The sequence below is a fragment of the Marinobacter sp. ELB17 genome (assembly GCF_000169375.1).
GTDB lineage: Bacteria > Pseudomonadota > Gammaproteobacteria > Pseudomonadales > Oleiphilaceae > Marinobacter.
Genome location: NZ_AAXY01000010.1, coordinates 101672 through 120926, shown reverse-complemented (window position 1 = coordinate 120926; position 19255 = coordinate 101672). Strand labels below are relative to the sequence as shown.

20 protein-coding genes and 1 pseudogene are annotated in these 19255 nt (G+C 53.9%); 7 read left to right on the top strand and 14 right to left on the bottom strand.

All coding sequences use genetic code 11. The features are described from left to right. Entirely contained in the window at window positions 1-954 is a 954-nt protein-coding gene (locus MELB17_RS13385; RefSeq protein WP_007350801.1) for a DnaJ C-terminal domain-containing protein, read from the bottom strand. A 195-nt stretch (window positions 955-1149) separates the two neighbouring features. Here MELB17_RS13385 and MELB17_RS13380 point away from each other — a divergent pair, with 195 nt between their 5' ends. Further along, on the top strand, window positions 1150-1593 hold the full coding sequence (locus MELB17_RS13380) for a YtoQ family protein (RefSeq protein WP_007350800.1): 444 nt from the start codon (window positions 1150-1152) through the stop codon (window positions 1591-1593). A gap of 70 nt (window positions 1594-1663) precedes the next feature. Here MELB17_RS13380 and MELB17_RS13375 read toward each other — a convergent pair whose 3' ends face one another. From MELB17_RS13375 to MELB17_RS13360, 4 genes are read right to left on the bottom strand one after another with little or no spacing between them, the layout of a single operon-like run. After that, the gene (locus MELB17_RS13375) at window positions 1664-2047 is read right to left on the bottom strand and encodes a DUF2750 domain-containing protein (RefSeq protein WP_007350799.1); all 384 of its coding nucleotides are present in this window, start codon (window positions 2045-2047) and stop codon (window positions 1664-1666) included. Window positions 2048-2090: 43 nt separating this feature from the next. Further along, window positions 2091-3002, bottom strand: coding sequence for a homocysteine S-methyltransferase family protein (locus MELB17_RS13370; protein ID WP_007350798.1), 912 nt, complete (start codon window positions 3000-3002; stop codon window positions 2091-2093). 51 nt (window positions 3003-3053) lie between these two features. Then, entirely contained in the window at window positions 3054-3485 is a 432-nt protein-coding gene (locus MELB17_RS13365) for a DUF3010 family protein (protein WP_007350797.1), read from the bottom strand. A 16-nt stretch (window positions 3486-3501) separates the two neighbouring features. After that, window positions 3502-3846, bottom strand: coding sequence for a PBPRA1643 family SWIM/SEC-C metal-binding motif protein (locus tag MELB17_RS13360; protein WP_007350796.1), 345 nt, complete (start codon window positions 3844-3846; stop codon window positions 3502-3504). A 267-nt stretch (window positions 3847-4113) separates the two neighbouring features. Between MELB17_RS13360 and MELB17_RS13355 the strand changes: the two genes are divergently transcribed. Together MELB17_RS13355 and MELB17_RS13350 are read left to right on the top strand one after the other, a co-directional pair. Further along, window positions 4114-5121, top strand: coding sequence for a zinc-dependent alcohol dehydrogenase family protein (locus tag MELB17_RS13355; RefSeq protein ID WP_007350795.1), 1008 nt, complete (start codon window positions 4114-4116; stop codon window positions 5119-5121). Between the two features lie 87 nt (window positions 5122-5208). Next, window positions 5209-5828 (top strand): annotated as a pseudogene (locus MELB17_RS13350) (flavin reductase family protein). 131 nt (window positions 5829-5959) lie between these two features. Here the strand turns inward: MELB17_RS13350 and MELB17_RS23885 are convergent. Then, a complete protein-coding gene (locus tag MELB17_RS23885; protein WP_007350792.1) occupies window positions 5960-6136 on the bottom strand; it encodes a CCGSCS motif protein in 177 nt (58 codons plus the stop codon). 222 nt (window positions 6137-6358) lie between these two features. Between MELB17_RS23885 and MELB17_RS13345 the strand changes: the two genes are divergently transcribed. Continuing rightward, window positions 6359-7567 carry an MFS transporter gene (locus MELB17_RS13345; protein ID WP_050774931.1) on the top strand — a complete coding sequence of 403 codons (1209 nt, stop codon included), beginning with the start codon at window positions 6359-6361 and terminating at the stop codon, window positions 7565-7567. A 498-nt stretch (window positions 7568-8065) separates the two neighbouring features. On the opposite strand, the gene MELB17_RS13340 is transcribed toward MELB17_RS13345, so the two are convergent. Further along, window positions 8066-9061, bottom strand: a complete 996-nt coding sequence (locus MELB17_RS13340) for an NADP-dependent oxidoreductase (RefSeq protein ID WP_007350789.1) — start codon at window positions 9059-9061, stop codon at window positions 8066-8068. A 134-nt stretch (window positions 9062-9195) separates the two neighbouring features. On the opposite strand from MELB17_RS13340, the gene MELB17_RS13335 reads away from it, so the two are divergent. Then, window positions 9196-9999, top strand: coding sequence for a LysR family transcriptional regulator (locus MELB17_RS13335; RefSeq protein ID WP_007350788.1), 804 nt, complete (start codon window positions 9196-9198; stop codon window positions 9997-9999). Between the two features lie 17 nt (window positions 10000-10016). On the opposite strand, the gene istB is transcribed toward MELB17_RS13335, so the two are convergent. Genes istB through MELB17_RS25670 form a run of 3 tightly spaced genes read right to left on the bottom strand, consistent with a single transcriptional unit; the run spans window position 10017 to window position 12213 of the window. Then, window positions 10017-10772 (bottom strand): IS21-like element helper ATPase IstB, encoded by a 756-nt coding sequence (gene istB / locus MELB17_RS13330; RefSeq protein ID WP_007348516.1) that lies wholly within the window; start codon window positions 10770-10772, stop codon window positions 10017-10019. Beyond that, window positions 10769-11380 (bottom strand): Mu transposase domain-containing protein, encoded by a 612-nt coding sequence (locus MELB17_RS25675; RefSeq protein WP_227498901.1) that lies wholly within the window; start codon window positions 11378-11380, stop codon window positions 10769-10771. Before MELB17_RS25675 ends, istB begins: the two co-directional genes overlap by 4 nt. Continuing rightward, window positions 11323-12213 (bottom strand): DDE-type integrase/transposase/recombinase, encoded by an 891-nt coding sequence (locus MELB17_RS25670; RefSeq protein WP_007350786.1) that lies wholly within the window; start codon window positions 12211-12213, stop codon window positions 11323-11325. Before MELB17_RS25670 ends, MELB17_RS25675 begins: the two co-directional genes overlap by 58 nt. Window positions 12214-12313: 100 nt before the next feature. On the opposite strand from MELB17_RS25670, the gene MELB17_RS24610 reads away from it, so the two are divergent. Continuing rightward, window positions 12314-12493 (top strand): hypothetical protein, encoded by a 180-nt coding sequence (locus MELB17_RS24610; protein WP_157133303.1) that lies wholly within the window; start codon window positions 12314-12316, stop codon window positions 12491-12493. 287 nt (window positions 12494-12780) lie between these two features. Continuing rightward, complete coding sequence (locus MELB17_RS13315) at window positions 12781-13998, top strand: polyhydroxyalkanoate depolymerase (RefSeq protein WP_007350785.1); 1218 nt, start codon at window positions 12781-12783, stop codon at window positions 13996-13998. A gap of 170 nt (window positions 13999-14168) precedes the next feature. Here the strand turns inward: MELB17_RS13315 and MELB17_RS13310 are convergent, their stop codons facing one another. The 4 genes from MELB17_RS13310 to MELB17_RS13295 form a co-directional block, all read right to left on the bottom strand. Continuing rightward, window positions 14169-15227: a 2,3-butanediol dehydrogenase gene (locus tag MELB17_RS13310; RefSeq protein WP_007350784.1), complete on the bottom strand. Its 1059-nt coding sequence runs from the start codon at window positions 15225-15227 to the stop codon at window positions 14169-14171. A 33-nt stretch (window positions 15228-15260) separates the two neighbouring features. Further along, the gene (locus MELB17_RS13305) at window positions 15261-16256 is read right to left on the bottom strand and encodes an NADP-dependent oxidoreductase (RefSeq protein WP_007350783.1); all 996 of its coding nucleotides are present in this window, start codon (window positions 16254-16256) and stop codon (window positions 15261-15263) included. A 121-nt stretch (window positions 16257-16377) separates the two neighbouring features. Beyond that, window positions 16378-18264, bottom strand: a complete 1887-nt coding sequence (locus tag MELB17_RS13300; protein WP_007350782.1) for a monovalent cation:proton antiporter-2 (CPA2) family protein — start codon at window positions 18262-18264, stop codon at window positions 16378-16380. Window positions 18265-18432: 168 nt separating this feature from the next. Next, a complete protein-coding gene (locus tag MELB17_RS13295; protein WP_227498900.1) occupies window positions 18433-19110 on the bottom strand; it encodes a fasciclin domain-containing protein in 678 nt (225 codons plus the stop codon). Window positions 19111-19255 lie beyond the last annotated feature (145 nt).

Genomic DNA, 19255 nt, shown 5'->3' with positions numbered 1-19255 from the left:
TTACACGTGCAGTTTGGCGCGTGGATTGAAGTCTTTTTCAACGTCTGCCAGCTGTTGGTAAATAGCCAGCGCTTGTTCCGAATGTGCCTCAGGTAGCGTCACCTGCAAAATCACAATCTGATCTCCCACATGCTTGCCAGGCAAGCCTTTGCCTTTCAGGCGCAGCTTGCGACCGCTGGAAGAACCTTTCGGTACCTTCACACTCACTTTACCACCGACCACCGGCACAGCAATGCTGGCACCTAACGCGCCCTCCCACGGGCTGATAGGCACAGTGATCAGTACATCGTTGCCTTCTACTGTGAACTGCGGATGGGGCGCCAGTTCCACTTCGATAAACAGGTCCCCGGCGCTGGCACCACCCACACCGGGCGAACCCTGGCCTTTCAGGCGGATGTGCTGGCCCTCGCGCATACCGGCGGGAATTTTGACCTTGAGGGTTTTCTGCCGCGCCACTACGCGGCCACGCGCGTCTGCGTCGTGCACAGCAAACGACACCTGTTTATCGCAACCGTTGTAGGCTTCTTCCAGAAACAGCGCCAGGCGGGCATGAATGTCTTCACCGCGCACGCGTATGTTCTGACGAAAACCGCCGCCACCGGGTTGCTGGCCACGGCCAAACATCTGCTCGAAAAAATCGCTGAACTTGCTGGCATCGGCTTCGGTGTAGCCACCGCGACCAAAACCGGATTCACTCTGCCAGCCAGGGGGTGGCTGAAATGAACCGTCAGGTTGCGCGCCGTATTTGCGCAACTGGTCGTATTCGGTGCGTTTTTCCGGGTCTTTCAGAACTTCGTAGGCTTCGCCGACATTTTTGAACATGTCATCGGCGCTGTCTTCCTTGCTCACGTCCGGATGATATTTCCGCGCCAGTTTGCGATAGGACTTTTTAATGTCTTCGGGAGAGGCAGACTCGCTCACACCGAGCACGGCGTAATAATCTTTGAAATCCATGGTTCTCCTCATATCGGCGCACAGCGGCTCAAAGATAGTTATCCTACTATCTATCATTGGCGCAAACTGAAAAATTGCAAGTGAGTCCTAGGTGTTAAAGGCGTGAAATGAATCCCCCCGCCCGCTCACGTATGATGGGCCCTCGTTTATTGGCACAGCAGTTAATCTGCTCAATTATTACCTCAGGAGAATCCCATGATCTGGACCGTCTATCTTTCTGGCGAAATTCATACAGACTGGCGTGAACAAATTGAGGCGGGCGCAGAAGCGGCCGGCCTGCCCGTGGAATTCACCGCTCCGGTCACAAACCACGAAGCCAGCGACGCGGCGGGCGATATGCTGGGCAAGCCGGATGTGGCGTTTTGGCGCGATCACCAATCATCCAAAGTGAACGGCATTCGCACGAAAACGATGCTGGAGCAGTGCGACCTTGCAGTGATTCGCTTCGGTGACAAGTACAAACAGTGGAACGCCGCCTTTGACGCCGGGTTCTGCGCCGCCATGGGCACGCCTTACATTACCCTGCACAACGACGACATTGTCCACCCGCTGAAAGAAGTGGACTCCGCCGCCATGGCGTGGGCACAGACGCCTGAGCAGGTGGTTGAGGTTTTGAAATACGTGACTGCGGCTGAGTAAAAACAGGATAAGGGACAGATTTGAAATCTGTCCCTTAGCTTTGAGATTTTAAATCTGTCCCCTACCTTACCTAAAAGCTCGACATCTCTTCTTGCAGATCGCGCTTTAGTTCTTCCGGTTCGGTTATCCACAAAGTACCGTCCGCGCCAGGGAACACGCCCACTTCCACCTTGTCTTTGGTCAGGCCAGGCACCCATTTTTTGAAAAAGTCTGGCAGGGAAATGCTTTTCGGGGTCAGATCGTCTGATCCCTTGGCATACTCTGCGGCGAATTCGGCGCTGGGCCACACTGGCACGTGCGCCACGCCCTCCTCTTCTGAAACAAGTTTCAGAAAACGGTTGTCGGTGTTGATCAGTATCCAGATATCCCGCTCTTCGAGCACAGCGCTCAAAAAGTAGTCGTAGCGCTCTTCGCCGTTCATTTCGAGCACTTCGGTTAGTTCGTTACTGCTCATAAGAATTCCATCAATTTAAAAATTTAAACTCGAGTTTTCTTGCTCAGGAGTTTGGCACAGACCGCTGGGAGAACCGAATAAACTCATAGTCGTCCGCAAGCGTTTCTACAATGTGCCGCACATGCTCCGGTGTAATCTCGCAGCAGCCGCCAATAACTGTCGCCCCATCATCCAGCCACTGGCGCACATGGGCGACATAGGCTTGCGGGGAAATATCCGCCCGCGCCTCCAGCGCATCCACCGAGCCACCCTGCGCCAGCGCCTCCACCGACTTAAAGGCGTTGGCATAACCGCCCACGCATGGGTGCAACCTAACCAACTCGGGCATGGCAGCAGAAATCAACTCGGGGTCACAGCAGTTGAGCATTACCGCCGTAGGTGAGTACGGGGAAACGGCGGCAACCGCCTCAGCCAGGGTTTCACCAGACATTAGTTTACCGTCTGCCTCAAGGCGAAACGCAACGCCATAAGGCTTGCCCAACTCGCTCGCGGCGGCACAGGCCGCACACGCTTCCAGGGTATTGGTCATGGTTTCAATCAGCAAAACGTCAGCCACGGCCTGCTGCTTTACCAGCACCGAGTATTCATCCCGCAAATCCTCAAACGAACGCGCGGGCTGGCCCTGATAACTTCCGGCCAGGGGCGGCAGGCAACCTGCAATATCCACACACGCGCCAGTGGCTTTTACAGCCTGCCCCAGCAACTCAAAAGCATTTTGGTGAATGGCCGCCAACTGCTCCAACTGGCCGTGCCGCAGCAAACGGGATGGCGTAGCGGCATAAGTGTTGAGCGATAACGTTTTGGCGCCAGCACGGATAAAGTCGGAGTGCACCGCGGTAACCACGTCCGGCTGCTCGTGCATAACCGCAACCGACCACAGCGCTGAACTAACGTTGGCAGCACGCCGATAAATCTCTTGGCCAAGGCCACCATCAAGAAGCACTACAGGGCGCATAAAACATTTTAACTCCTCAAAGTGAAAGTGTGAACCTGAGCATTGCTGGCGTTACTTTGCCATATGCCCCACATAAGCCGCTGTAAATGCGGTTTCCTGAAAAATCTTCAAACCGGTGTCTGCAAACGGAACAGGCAAAGGGTTAGAAGAGAGCGTCGATTTAATCAGTGCAGGCGGAAGTAAAACAACCTCAATGTCAGCACCAGTCATTAATTGAATAGCGGCCTCTAACTTGAAGCTGATGGCACCGCCAGCGAACTTGCCTTTTGGCATACGCTCTTTAATAGCCACTTTATTAACGCTGTGCTCCGCCAGAAACTCCATGAACGACACCTGAAACTCCTGCAGATCAGCACGGGTGTGGTTTTTCTTCAGGCTTAACTTACGAACCTTACTGTCTGGCAGACTGAAATGCCCCTGATCCAGGTTCAGCAAACACACCACGGCATCGCTGCCGGTTAATTCAACACCACAAACGCGCATACAATATCCCCGCGGCTTAACCGCAGCACTTTTTGAATTTAACACCGCTGCCGCAACTGCAAGGATCGTTTCGGGCCGGCACCTGAGCCTGCGTTACGGTTACGCCCTTGTCCAGAATGGTCGTTAGCTCGGCAGTGGATTCAACCGCATCCGCGCTTTCATCTAGCGTAATGTTGGCGAACAGATCTGCTTCAGCCACCAGAGCTTCAACTTCCTGCTTTCGTGCTTCACTGGTAACAAGCAACGTTAACGGGAACTTCTTACTACCCGGCTTTTTGCTGGCATTGGTCTGAAAACCGCCGCGCGCCGTATGGTGCTGACGGGCATCCTGCCGGCCTTTAAAAAAGAACTTGTCGGACATGCTGCTATCTCTGATGGGTAAAAACGATGTGCCCGAGCCTATAAACGCAGGTTGCTGTCGGGGGAAAATGGTTTTAACACGGTTATCGAGCGGGATATATAGTAGATGGTGGAAAATACGATGTTGTTTGGCGCATTTAAGGTGCGTACACAGGAAAACTCTTTGCTGGCTCCCGCGGTACAGGTCGTTCATTGTCATTAGCCAAAAGACTTCAGTAAGCTTCAGGCCCAATGACGACACCCGTAGCAACAATCAAAGGCCATTAATATGAAAAGCATTACCCTTTCAAGCCCCGGCGGCCTGGAACACCTTAGCCTTAACGATAGCGCGGAACCCGGCGCGCCAGGGCCTGGCCAAATGCGGGTACGCATTCATGCCTGCTCTCTTAACTATCACGATTATGCGGTGGTTGTTGGGGCCATCTCAACCGAAGACCAACGCATTCCCATGGCTGATGGCGCGGGCGTTGTGGAGGCCATTGGTGAAGGTGTCAGCGAATTCAAGGTTGGCGACCATGTGGTGTCAACCTTCTTCCCTGAGTGGCTGAATGGCCCCGCCCCTATTGATAACTTCAGAACCACCCCCGGTGACGGCCAGGATGGCTACGCTCGCGAACAGGTCGTTCGCTCAACCAACTGGTTTACCCACGCGCCGAGGAGCTACACTCATGCCGAAGCGGCCACTCTGACCACCGCAGGCTTAACAGCATGGCGAGCACTGGTAGTTAATGGTGGTTTAAAAGCAGGCGATACCGTGCTCACGCTGGGTACCGGTGGGGTGTCTGTGTTTGCACTGCAGTTCGCCAAGATGATGGGCGCACGGGTTATTTCCACCTCGTCTTCAGACGAAAAACTGGAACGGCTTACAGCATTGGGTGCAGACCACACCATCAACTATAAAACAACATCGGCTTGGGGCGCGAAGGTTCAGGAGCTAACAAACGGCGTGGGTGTTGATCACGTTATCGAAGTGGGCGGCCCAGGCACTCTGCCGGAATCCATTGACGCCGTGCGCATTGGTGGCCATATCGCGCTTATAGGCGTACTGACCGGCCGGGCTGGCGATATTCCCACCGCAAAACTGATGGCGAAACAGGCCCGGCTGCAAGGCTTGATTGTGGGCAGCCGGACCCATCAGCAAGAGATGATTCGCGCGATTGAAGTGAACGGCATGCACCCGATTCTTGACCGGTCTTTTGCGCTGGAAAAAATCGCTGATGCTTTTCGCCATGAAGAATCCGGTAAGCACTTCGGGAAGATCTGCCTGGAGTTCTAATACGGACGCCTAGTTTAACGGGCCACTCCGTACGGTGATCTGGTTACACCCATGCGTAAAGCACGAGTTTGTTGTCAGGAGTCTGTTATGCCCGAAGATATACACTTCTACGAACCCGCCAATGGTCACCGACTTGCACACGACCCATTCAATGCCCTGGTGGCACCGCGGCCGATTGGGTGGATTTCGACGAAAAGCCGTGACGGCGTGCTTAATCTTGCGCCCTATAGCTTCTTCAACGCTTTTAACTATATTCCCCCAATCGTCGGATTCTCCAGCATCGGCTACAAAGACTCCGTGCGTATGCGGAAGAAACCGGTGAGTTTTGCTGGAATCTGGCGACTCGTCCTCTGGCAGAAGCCATGAACCAAACCTGCGTCGCTGTAGGGCCTGACGTTGATGAATTCGCTCTTTCAGGGCTGACACCGAAGCCTTCGCGGATTATCTCCGTGCCGCACGTGGCGGAAAGTCCGGTAACATTTGAATGTCGGGTCACGCAGATTATTCAGTTGGCAGGCGTCGACGGTCAGAAGGTCAATACCTGGATGGTGTTCGGCGAGGTGGTGGGCGTGCACATAGCGCAACACCTGCTGCGGGACGGCGTTTACGATACGGCAGCGGGCGAACCCATTCTTCGCGGCGGCGGACCGGCGGACTACTTTGCAGTAAATGCGTCGCAAAAATTTCAGATGCATCGGCCGAAATAAATCAGCCCCGACTTAACTGGAATGCGTTAAATCGCGCTGTGTCAAAAATGGCGGCGCTAACATCAAGAAGCTGCAAACAGCTCGCGCGCGTTTGCAGCCTTAGTCATTCGAAAAGCGATACCGCTATCGGCTCACGAGCAAGAACCGCAGCAAACGCCCGGATCGCCGTGTTTACCGTTCTTTTTGGGCAGCATCTCGGCGTCAACTGCGGCTTCTTTTTGTGCTTTTGGGTCGAAGTGCTGAGCTGAATCCACTTGTACTGCCGCAGCTTTTTTTCCTTTGAATACGTCTTTAAATGATTGAACCATTGGATTGCACCTTGGATTGGGTCTTTAACATCTATTTATAATGAATCTTATTGGTTGGACCAAAAGTAGTCAAGAGGTTCTTTGCCCGCGGGGCTTGTTGCGTTAAAAAAACGCTAAAACCCGGCTTCCATTCATAGAGGGGCTTCTGCGACCTATGTACAATGCCCTTCACGGCTAATTCTTTGTTGCGAATCAACCTTCCGAAACCGTTACCAGACCATTATGCAATCATCAACTACGCACACAGACCCTCACAGCTTATCAGCATTCCTGGTGTTTCTCGGCACCGCCTTCGCATTCAGCGTGGTGATGATCGGTACCACCATGCCAACTCCGCTTTACCCAATCTATCAGGATGCTTTCGGGTTTTCCCAGTTAATGATTACCATTATCTTTGCCGCGTACGCCTTCGGTGTCATTGCAGCGCTGGTCATCACCGGGCGCTGGTCTGATCAGTTGGGGCGCCGGCCGTTGCTGTTTGCCGGCATCGCGTGTTCGATTATCAGCGATTTGGTATTCTGGCAGGCCGACGGGCTGGCAATGATTCTTGTGGGCCGTGTCCTGTCCGGGCTCTCGGCAGGTATTTTTACCGGCACCGCGACCGTGGCCGTGCTGGAACTGGCGCCGCCGCACTGGCGTGAGCGGGCCACATTTTTTGCCACCGCCGCGAATATGGGCGGTTTGGGCCTTGGCCCTATGCTTGCGGGCGCACTTTCACAATACCTGCCCTCTCCACTGCAATTAACCTACCTGATACACATCGCACTTGCCCTTCTGGCACTCATCTGCATCTGGCGAGCCCCGGAAACCGTAACAAAACCAACTCAGCCAAAGCTGTCACTTCAGCGCCTGAATGTGCCCCCAGAAGTACGCGGTGTGTTTGTGCCGGCCGCCATCGCAGGCTTTGCTGGTTTTGCGGTTTGTGGCTTCTTCACCTCGATAGCGCCGGCGATGATGGGCAATGTGCTGGGCTATGATAACCGTCTATTGGTCGGCGTTGTCGCGGGCAGTATCTTTATTGCCTCAACGCTCGGCCAGTTCCTGCAGGATAAACTGCCGCTGCGCCGGCGTTTACCAATCGGGTGCGCTACGCTCGTTGCTGGCGTGACGCCCGTAGCGCTCGGTATCTATTCTCAGTCGCTCACCCTATTCATGGCCGGTGCAGTCATCGCTGGCATGGGCCAAGGAATCGCTTTTCGCGCCGGCCTGGGCGCTATAAACGCAGCTTGTCCGCCGGCGGAACGCGCCGCGGTAACCTCCACCTTCTTTATTGTTGCCTACATCGCCATCTCAGTACCGGTGATTGGCATCGGCTTGATGGCCAGTCTGCTCAGCCTTAAGGCAACCGGTATGATCTTCTCCGTCTTCGTTGGCGCTATGGCAGCCGTGGCGTTGCTGATTATTCTATGGCGTGATTACCGTAGAAACTGATGGGTAATATCCGGCGACGATTAAGCCCTAGATTGATGCACGACCGCCTATAAACGGGCCATTTTAGTTCAAAAATACCGAATGCGTTGAAGGTAGGTTACCTGCTTTACTTGCTGTTGGTACTCAACCGATGTCGCCGATACAAACTTCTTAAACTCACGCAAGAAATGGAGCTGAACGCTTTAGGTGACATTCCCAAGTCACCGAGCTCGATCTGTGGGCCGAGTGGGTCGCCATGGATCATTTGATCATTAGCCCGCTGATTGGTTTCTATACGCCGGACTCCAGCGCCAGTAACCAGGGTAACGACGATACCAACGTTTATGCTCAGGTAATTGCGGTCGTTCCATTCTGAGAACAACAGCAGAACGGCTGGCACTGTTGATCAGCAAAGCTCTGACAACCGTGCCAACCGCCGTTTTGAACCCTGGGCGTTCAGGCGAAAGGCCTGAACAAGCAATTACCTATCACCTCAAGGGGTAATGGGTAATTTCGCAATTAAAGCCTCACCATCAACTTACCTTTGTTGTCACCGGTCAGGAACAGACTCAGACCGCCCATGGCCGACTCCAGCCCCTCCAGAACGTGTGCCCGGTATTTGACCTGCCCGCTCTGAACATAAGGCGCAAGTTTCGCCTGCAGCTCTCCCGCCTTATGCATGTGATCGGGCATAGTGAAACCTTGAATCTTAAGGCGTTTTTTGATGATGCGCATCCAGTTGGGGCCGGGGCTCGGGTTTGCAGAGGTGTAATCAGCAATCATGCCGCACACCACAATACGGCCGTGCGCGTTCATCCGCTCGAACACAGCGTCTTGAATCGGGCCACCGGTGTTCTCGAAGTAAACGTCGACACCCTCTGGTGCCAGCTCATCCAGTTTCGCGCCCAGGTCGTCGATTTTGTAGTTCACGGCGCCGTCAAAGCCCAGCTCGTTGATTATCCAGCCTGCTTTCTCATCGCTGCCGACCACGCCGATTACCCGTAAGCCTTCGGCTTTCGCCAGCTGGCCCACAATCGAGCCAACGGAGCCAGCCGCACCGGACACCACGAGCGTTTCGCCCGCTTTCGGATGACCGCAGCCAAACAAACCCTGAGTGGCCGTCAGCCCTGGAAGGGCAAATACCGACAGCGCCATTTCCGGTGGTATTTTCTTGTCGACCTTGTTCACGCCTGTTCCGTCCGTGAGGGCCATTTCCTGCCAGCCAAACATCCCCATCACTTGGTCGCCCACGGCGAAATCAGCGTGATTGGAGGCAACCACCTCACCAATGCCTGACGAACGCATCACTGTGCCCAACTCTACACGCGGAATGTAACTGTCGGTGTCGGCGGTCATCCAGCCCATCATGGCCGGGTCAAGGGACATATAAGCCTGTTTGACCACAAATTCGCCGTCGGCCGGTTGTGGCGCTGTTTTTTCCACCATCTCAAACAATTCCGGGCCGATATGGCCCTCATTACGCTTCACCAGATTGATCGCTTTGTAGGTACTCATAACTATGCTTCTCCTATGATGACTTATGGCCCAATTGTCCGCCATTGATTAGTAGACTTTAAGACAGCTAAAAGCGAAACTTTATTGTCATAAAGACAAAAATAGGCCGTTCAAACGGAACACCAGGAGAAAACGTGGACCAGTTGAGAGCAATCCGCTATTTCGTGAAAGTGGCAGAAACCGGCAGCTTTAGCCGTGCGTCGGAACATTTCGGGGTGCCGCCTTCGTCATTGTCACGACGGGTGGCCGACCTGGAAGCACACTTGGGTACCAGCCTACTCAAGCGCTCCACCCGCGTGGTAAAACTGACCGAAATTGGCCAGAACTATTATGCGGAGGTGTGCCATATACTTTCGCAACTGGAAGCCACGGATGAGGCGGTCGGCCAGTACCAGTCGCGCCCCATAGGCCGATTGCGCATAAGCTCCATGGTCGGCTTTGGAGAGACCATCTTTTTGCCGTTGATGGATCGGTTCAGCGCGCGTTATCCCGACATTACGCTCGACATCACCCTGACCGACTCCCTCAGCGTGCTCAACCGGGATGATGTGGACCTGGCGATTCGCGGAGGTTTCGCACCCGACGAACGAGTTATCGCTACGCGTTTGATGGACAACCGCTTTATCGCTGTCGCCTCCCCCACTTACCTGAAACGTTTTGGCAATCCCCACAACCCGGGCGACCTTCGTAACCATAAAGGGCTGTATTTTCGAACGCCCCAGGGGCCGACACCCTGGCTGTGCGAAGTGGATGGTCGCCTGCAGGACGTTTCAGCCCCCGCCGCCGCGATCAGTAATTCCGGGCACTGGTTACGCGATAAAGCCGAGCGTGGCGAGGGCATTCTGCTACTTCCACGATGGGTGCTAGAGCCCTTTCTGCAAAAAGGCTCCCTGGTATGTTCGGCGTCAACTATCCTGTCCGGTCCGCGACAACTATGATGGCCGGTTGGGTGGTCTTACTTCTTACTCTTTGCAGCCTGCTTGAGATGCTGCTGTCTTCGGTAACTTTCCCCCTCTAATTCGATAATAGTTGCGTGGTGTATCAGCCGGTCTATGGCCGCTACAGTCATCATGCTGTCTGGGAAGATTTGATCCCACTCACTAAATGGTTGGTTGGCTGTGACGATTAGACTGCCACTCTCATAGCGATGGGCGATGAACTCGAACAGTACCTGGGTTTCTGCATCCGTCTTTTTTACATAACCGATGTCATCGATGATGACGACCCTGTATTTATCCAGCCGTGTCATGGCTGTCATCAAGTCGAGATCGCGCTTGGCCTGTTGTAAGTGCTGAACCAGCGCTATGGCAGGGAACAGTTTGCAGCGTACCCCCTGTTCGGTGAGTTGATGACCCAGTGCATTAGCGATATGGGTTTTGCCAGTGCCGCTGGGGCCAATCAACAGCACATTGTCGGCATGGTGTGCCCAGTCACTGTCTTGTTGCAGCCTTGCCAGTGCGGTGTTGCAGGGGCGGCTGAACGCGCTTTGATCAAGCGCTGAGAAGGTCTTGTTGGCGGCAAGTTTTGCCTCGCGTACCCACTTCTGGGTCCGGCGCTGGTAGCGGTCTGAGAGCTCGTACTCACACAATGCCGCTAGGTAATCGGTGTGTGACCAGTTCTTCTCAATGGCGGTTTCCCAGAGCGATTGGTAATGACGGTGGAAGGCCGGCAGACGGAGTTCTTTTAACAGTAAAGCGACAGAGCCTGTCATATCTGTGCCTCCTGACTGTTGATCGAGGACAGTAGCTCGTCGTAGCTCACTAAGGTGTGTTGGCTTGATGCAGAGCACTTGAGGTCTGGGTTGCCGCGAAGGTAGCGTGACTGAATCTCGGTAATGGACGCGAACCGGCCTGCTTGGGCCTCAATCAGCAGATCCTCCCCCAGCGACTGTTCATCATCGTACTCGAAGGCCAGTCGCAATGTTGTCACGATCCATTTGCAGGCTTCTCGGGCTTCAAGGTGCGTATCCGCAAGCTGCCAGAGTTGACGGTAGTTGTCGTCCGGGAGTAAGTCATCACGCAACTGAGAGTAACGGAAGGCCTGCGGCTTCGAGGCCAGCGAGCGGATAACGTGCCGGTAATTGACGCTGCGGGCGCGATTCTCGCCAGGTTTGGGGTAAATGCGCGGTAATGTCAGTGCCGGCTGCTGTCCGACGAACAGCACCAGCTTGTCGTGGTGCAACCGGATTTGTACCGACTCTCCAATCAGCCGCGATGGCACGGTGTAAACAACGCGCCGGACTTCGATCGTTGAGCTGCGCGTCACCTTAAGGTGGAGGGTCTGATACTCGGCCGCCGTAAACTCCGGCAGAGGCTGCAAGGCCGCCTGCTCTTCAAGCGCGCGCGATCGGTTGCGCTGATGAGCTGTCGACACGCGATCATAAAGCTGATAGTGCGCACACGTCGAGTCACTGTGACGCGCATACACTGTGTGCAGCGTTCTGAGCGAGCCATGCGCACTCCACCACCCGTTTCATGGGACTGCCCCAGATTATTGCGAGTGGGTGTCATGCGGTAATGCTGGCACAGCTCGCTATAAGCCTCAGTCCACACGTTTTGACGGTTATTGCGTGCCGCGCTTAAGCTGTCGGTGCGGTGCTCAATGGGACTGCCACCCACCTGTTGTAAGGCTCGCTGCAAGCCCGCCGCCAGAGCCGCATAACTCTCACCACCTTGAACGACGGTAACCGAGCGCCAACCGCTGTAGGCCAATCGAAATTGATAGAGCAGGTGTGGAAAGGTCTTGGATTGAATCGTAACCGGGTTGTCGGGGTGGGTAAAATCAGAAAACCCCTGTTGCGCCACAACCGCCTGCTGGCGAAAAATGACCTCGCGTTCCGGCCCGTGTAGCGCCCGCCAGAGCTTCACACGGCGTTGCAGGGTGCGCAGAATGGTCTGATCGTAGTGCTCAGGGTAATGCTCTTGCAGATAATCAAGCAGAGTTGTACCGGTCAGCTTAGGCTCATTTTCTAACAGATGGAGCAACTCTGTTTCCCAAACCGCTTCCAGTGGATCTTCTCGGGTACGCCATTGCCGCTCGGTGTCAAGGCAGGGTTTTTGTGCTGATGTCTCGATGCGTCGCCCAGATCGGACAGAAACGCCTGCCTTGGCGGCAGCTACTTCTTGGCTTGCGCCATTTTGTCGGTGCTGCATGTACAGCTCCTCTTGTCGGTTGGTTATGTGTTGACCAGGCACCTTGTGCTCCACAGTGGAAAACAAAGTACCGATTGTTACACCCAACCGGCCAAGATAATTGTCGTTAACCGGTCATCCTAATTGTCGCCGAACACTGGTACCCCTGGCGCTATCGCCACTGTTGAGGGTAACACCCGACCCAGACCTGGCGATTTACCTGCTATATCGCGAGACCCGCTATCAGGTTCCGAAAATCAGGGTGGCGGTGGATTTTCTGATTGAAGAGATGGGGGCTTAAGCAAAAGAGGCTGCGACCCGCAGCGAGGGGGAGGGATAAAGGCCAGAACAATCGCCGTAGAAGCCAATAATGCTGCCAAAATAGACCTGTCCCGGTTTTTCACGCTGTCCGGTAAATAAGATATGCTAGTGTATCTGTCGCTTTTCCCCCAAGAGTAACCGGGGCACAGACGCTGTCCAAACGGTACTTCTACCGGGTCCACGCCCAGAAAATGACCATCGGGTGGTGTATGAGCCAAGGAATCTGCTCGATAATGCCGCAACCCAGAATTCAAGCAGGATAATGACATGATGTACTTTGCTCACGAGATAGGCCGCGCTGCGATGAAGCCTATGCGCATGATTACAAGCACCCATAGCACCGTGCTCCAACACCGCCTGAGCCCCTTATCCCGCATTCCCGGTTCACGCAGCATTGCCTCGGCTTACGATGTGTTCGGAGACCTCACCCGTCGTTACTCGAAACCGGCTTTCAATCTGCCTACGACCCTCTGTGACGGCCAGCAAGTCGACGTTCATGAAGCCATCTTATGCCGCAAGCCGTTTGCGCAGCTCAAACACTTCCAACGTGACGTAGCGCGGCCCGATGACCCGAAACTGCTGATCGTCGCGCCGCTGTCCGGCCACTTTGCCTCACTCCTGCGTGGCACCGTGGAGGCCATGTTGCCGGATCATGACGTGTACATTACCGACTGGCGCGATGCCTGCAAGGTTCCGCTGTCAAAAGGCGATTTTGGTCTTGATGATTACATCGACTACGTCATTGACTTCATTGACCACCTGGGGCCAGACACCCACGTGCTGGCCGTCTGCCAGCCAGTGGTGCCAGTGCTTGCGGCCACCGCCATCATGGCCGAGGATGGCCACCCCGCCGCACCTCGCTCGCTGACGTTGATGAGTGGCCCCATAGACGGTCGCGTCGACCCCACCGCGCCGTGTAAAGTAGCCACCGAACACAACCTGGCGTGGTTCAAACGCAATCTGGTTCACTCGGTACCCGCGCCCTACCCCGGAGCCATGCGCAAGGTTTACCCCGGATTCCTGCAGTTGACCGGGTTTGTAAACATGAATTTCGACCGCCACGTTGATGCGTATCGCGGGCTGTTCAGATCCATTCGCGACAAAGAGACCGAAAAGGTCAGCCGCCACCGTGAATTCTATAACGAGTACCTGGCGGTAATGGATTTACCAGCCACCTATTATCTGGACACCATAGAGCGCGTTTTTCAGGAGTTTCATCTAGCCCGGGGCTGTTTCAAACACCGCGGGCGCCTGGTGAACCCGGCCGCTATTCGTAACACGGCTCTGATGACTATCGAAGGTGAGAAAGACGACATTTCGAGCCCCGGACAAACCCGGGCCGCGCAAGATCTGTGCGTTAATGTACCAGACTCCCGCCGACTGCATCACCTGCAACCGGATGTTGGCCATTACGGTGTATTCAACGGCAGTAAATGGCGCGAGTCCATTGCGCCGCGGTTACGGGACTTCATCCGCGCCGCCTGACTGGTTGATGTGTGCCAATTCCTTGTAATGCAGGAAGAGGGCGTCTGAGCGCTTAAAAAAAGCTAAGTTATAGCCCTAATATTTATTAGCTATAACTTAGCTTTAACCAAATTCTTCTGCAATATTCATACAATCGACATTATTTTTAATTTTTTATGTAACGATGCCTGTTATGTATGAACAATGATCTTTACTGCTGATTCGTTATTATGAATTAGCCTTTCGAAGCCTTCAGAAACCAGATCATCTAATTGAATTCGCTGAGTAATAAACGGTTCGAGGTTCACTTTACCTTCCTCTACCAGCTTAATGGTTTCTGCATGGTTGTTTGCGTAAGCAATGGTTCCACGCACGTCCAGTTCTTTCATCACAACGCTGTGTACATTCACCGTCGCTGGGTGGCTCCAAATCGATACGATGACAACGGTCCCACCCGGTTTTGTCGTCTCTACCAGCGTATCCAGCACTTCATTGATGCTGCTGCACTCAAAAGAAACATCCACACCCCGATCTTTGGTAATCTTCATAACCTCTTCGGTCACGTTGACTTCAGAGGGATCCAAAACATAATCCGCAACGCCGGTTTCTTCCGCTTTTTCCTTACGCTTTGCGCTCAATTCCGTGAGGATAACGGTTATACCCTTGGCCTTTAACACAGACGCCAATAACAGGCCAATAGGCCCACCACCGCCCACCAGAGCAACATCGCCGGCTTTGGCGCCACTGCGAACAAACGCGTGATAGCCAACCGTAAGAGGTTCAATTAAAGCGGCTTGATCGAGGGGAATGGCGTCAGAAATCGGATGCACCCAGCGACGTTTGACTGCTATTTTTTCGGATAAGCCGCCACCGTGGCCACCAAGGCCAATAAAGTTCATGTTTTTGGACAACTGGTAACTCTCACCCGGGCCCGTGTCCACATCATCCGCAATAATATAAGGTTCAACCACAACGTGCTGACCAATTTCAATATCGTCTACACCGTCACCAACAGCATAAACCACACCTGAAAACTCATGCCCCATTGTTATCGGCGCAGATTCTCCCGAGACCGGGTGGGGGTGGCCGCACGGAGGAATAAAGATGGGCCCCTCCATAAATTCATGCAAATCGGTACCACAGATACCGCACCAGGCTACATCTATGCCCACAGTGCCTGGTTCTACCGTCGGTTCGGGGATATCTTCAATCCGGATATCACCTTTGTCATAAAAACGAGCAGCTTTCATTTGAACCTCCTTGCTTTTAACTGAAAAGAAACCCTAGATTTTAACCATCAACTTGCCCTTGTTACCACCGCTCAGGAACAGGTTCAGGCCGTCCATAGCCGACTCCAGCCCTTCCAGAACGTGAGTCCGATATTTGATATCGCCGTTCTGAACGTAAGGGGCCAGTTTGGCTTGCAGCTCCTGCGCCTTGTGCATGTGGTCAGGCATAGTGAAGCCTTGAATGCTCAGGCGCTTTTTGATAATACGCATCCAGCTTGGGCCAGGGCGTAGGGTTTCGGCGGTGTAATCGGCAATCATCCCGCACACCACAATACGGCCGTGCGCATTCATGCGATCGAACACGTAGTGCTGAATCGGGCCACCGGTGTTTTCGAAATACACATCAATGCCATTCGGCACCAGTTCATCCAGTTTCGCGCCCAGGTCGTCGGTCTTATAATTCACGGCACCGTCGAAACCAAGCTCGTTAATAATCCAGTCCGCTTTCTCTTGGCTGCCAACGACACCAATAACCCGCAGGCCTTCGGCTTTGGCCAGTTGGCCAACAATCGAGCCCACCGAGCCAGCCGCTCCGGACACCACCAGCGTTTCACCCGACTTGAGATGACCACAGCCGAACAGCCCCTGAGTGGCGGTCAGCCCCGGCAGTGCAAAAACCGCCAGCGCCATTTCCAGTGGTATTTTTTTATCCACCTTGTTGATGCCTTTGCCGTCTGTCAGAGCCATTTCCTGCCAACCGAACATTCCCATCACCTGATCGCCCACGGCGAAATCAGCGTGCTTGGATGCAACCACCTCACCAACGCCGGATGACCGCATCACCGTCCCAAGCTCCACCGGTGGAATATAGCTGTCGGTGTCGCCGGTCATCCAACCCATCATGGCCGGGTCCATAGACATGAAAGCCTGCTTGACCAGAAATTCGCCGTCGCCAGGTTCAGGCACAGTTTTTTCCACCACCTCGAACAGCTCCGGTCCGGGCTTTCCCTTGAGGTGCTTCACCAGATTGATCGCTTTGTAAGTACTCATAAACAAGTCTCTCCTATGATGATTAAGGGATCGCTATCGACTATTGATCACTAGACGTTAAGGCATCTGACAGCTGAACACTATTGCCATAAAGACACAATTGAACGTGGCGGAATGGCTTTTAATCCTTACCGGGGGGCGTCCATACAGGAACATCTTCAGGCTTTGGTGCTTCCCAGTCCCGCTGCATGGAAGTGCTCAACGATTCTTCGAGCTTCATGAACAGCTCGCCATAGCGGGGGCTGAAGTTAATGCCTTCCTCGATTTCTTTCCAGGCTTCGAATAATTCTGCGTCGTGGGCCCGCTCATTTTCAACGAACGCCCAGGTCATCTGTTTTGCCCGCATGGGGTGCACGCCCATCGCCGTAAGCGCATAGCCACCCAATTCCAGAGCAGAGTGATAAGTTTCGCTCATCACATCATCAGCACCCGCCTCCAGAAGCTGATATCCGTGGCCACGGTCGAAGGCACGCGCCAGCACCCACACACCAGGGAAGAACTTCTTCACATGCGTCACCATTGCCACAGCGCGGTCTCGATCATCAATCGCCACAATCAACAGACGTGCCTGTTCAATACCCGCCTTTTCCAGCAAATCGGGGCGACTGGCATCCCCAAAAAAGCTCCTGATGTTGATTCGTCTAACATTTTCAATCTGCTCGATCTCATGGTCGAGCACTACTATGGGAACGCTGTTAGCCCGCAGTAAACGGCAGACAATCTGCCCAAACCTCCCCACGCCAGCCACGATAACCGGGGCTTGCTCATCAATGGTGTCCGCATCCCGGTCATCGTTTTGCGAGCGTCGGTAACGCGGCAGCACAATACGGTCGTAAACGATAAACAACAGAGGTGTGAGGAACATAGACAGCGCAACAACCAAAGAGAGAATCTGGGAAATTTCTAGCGGAATCACATCGTTTTGCACGCTGTAGGTGAGCAACACAAAACCGAACTCGCCTGCCTGCGCCAGCCCCAGAGTAAATAGCCAGCCGTTGCTGCTGTGAATCCCGAACATCTTCGCAAGCGCAAATAGAATAAGCGCCTTGACCACAATAACCGCCGCGCCCAAAGAAACGATGGCGCCCCACTCGGCCAGCAATACCTCGAAGTTGATTCCGGCACCCACGGTAATAAAAAACAGACCCAGCAACAGGCCTTTGAACGGCTCGATGTTGGCTTCCAGCTCGTGGCGGAACTCGCTGTTGGCCAAAACCACACCTGCCAGGAAGGCCCCCAAAGCAGGCGAGAGGTTGACAACACTCATGAGTGCCGCAATACCAATAACCAACATCAGCGCCGTGGCGGTGAAAACCTCTCGTAACCCGGACTTCACCACGTAACGAAACAACGGACGGCTCAGATAATAGCCGCCAACAATGACGGCAGCGACCGCGCCGACAACAACAAGGGCATGAGCCCAGCCCGGAAGGCCAGCCACCAGACTCAAACCCGCGTCTTGGCTGGACCTAGAGGTGGGATTACCCTTCAATCCTGGCAACGCCAACAGCGGAATCAGGGCTAGCATGGGAATAACAGCGATGTCCTGGAACAGCAACACAGAAAATGTATTACGGCCACCTTCCGTCTTCGACAGCCCTTTCTCGTCCAGGGTTTGCAGCACAATGGCCGTAGACGACAGCGCGAAAATAAGGCCAACCGCGAGGGCCGTCTGCCACTGAAGCCCAAGCCACCAGGCCCCCGCCATCCCTGCGGCCGCCGTCAACGTAACCTGAAGACCGCCGAGCCCCAATAGGCGAACTCTCATGGCCCAAAGCGCTTTCGGATCGATTTCCATACCGATCAGAAACAGCATCATGACAACACCGAATTCCGCAAAATGCTGAATAGTGCTGGTTTCCTGCCCCACCAGACCCATAACCGGCCCGATCACCACGCCGGCAATCAGGTAACCAAGCACCGAACCCAGGCCGAAGCGTTTTGCCAAAGGCACTGCGATCACCGCCGCCAAAAGGTAAATAAACGCCTGAATGAAATAGGCCGTCATGGTTTGGTCACAATCCTGCTGACAGACATCTGATGCAATCGTCCTTCTGCAAAGTGATGCGTCACGATGCCTGACTGTCGGTTAAGAAAAAACCAATATTATTCCTAACCAAAAAAAGACGGCCGCGAAGGCCGTCTTTTTTCTATTCAATCTCTTTCCGTTCTAGCACTACGGCATCAGCACCGTATCAATCACGTGCACTACACCATTAGACTGCATCAAATCTGCCGCCACCACTGTGGCCATATTTCCTTTTGAGTCCTCGATCATCAACGAGTCACCTTGGAGACTGAACGTAAGCTCGCCGCCCTGAACCGTGGCTACTGAGGCCGATCCACCACCATCCTGAACCATCTGAATCGCTGCCGCCGCAGGCGCTTTGGTGGCCAATACGTGATAGGTCAGAATCGACTGAAGTTGTTCTTTATTTTCTGGCTTCAACAATGTTTCGACGGTGCCTGCGGGCAGTTTCGCAAACGCTTCGTTGGTGGGTGCAAATACTGTGAAAGGGCCTTCTCCGGAAAGCGTTTCTACCAAGCCGGCGGCTTTGACCGCAGCAACCAACGTACTCAGGCTATCTGTCTCTACCGCTTTTTCTACAATGTTCATTTTATCCATTTTGCCCATCGCATGATTTTCGGCGAAAGCTGGCAAGGCAACTGCTGCAGCGCCCAACATCAGCGAAGACATTACAAATGACTTTACGATTCCTGTTTTTTTCACGTCATCATCCTCTGATCTAGTTCGGTTAATTACCCCCATGTTTACGGACACCCGACGGTGGCGGATTCTGACGATCAGCTTAAATTGATTAACTTTTATACAGACAAGGATGTTAGCGCTCAATTTCGCAAGATGCAGATCTGTTCACGAGCAGGGCATTTTTATGAAAAATACATCTATCCCGATAGCTCAGGCTCTTAATCCATGAATAGGGGTTTCCAGACCTGAAAACCCTCAGGATTGGGTGCTCCGGCCCCATGCGTAGTGC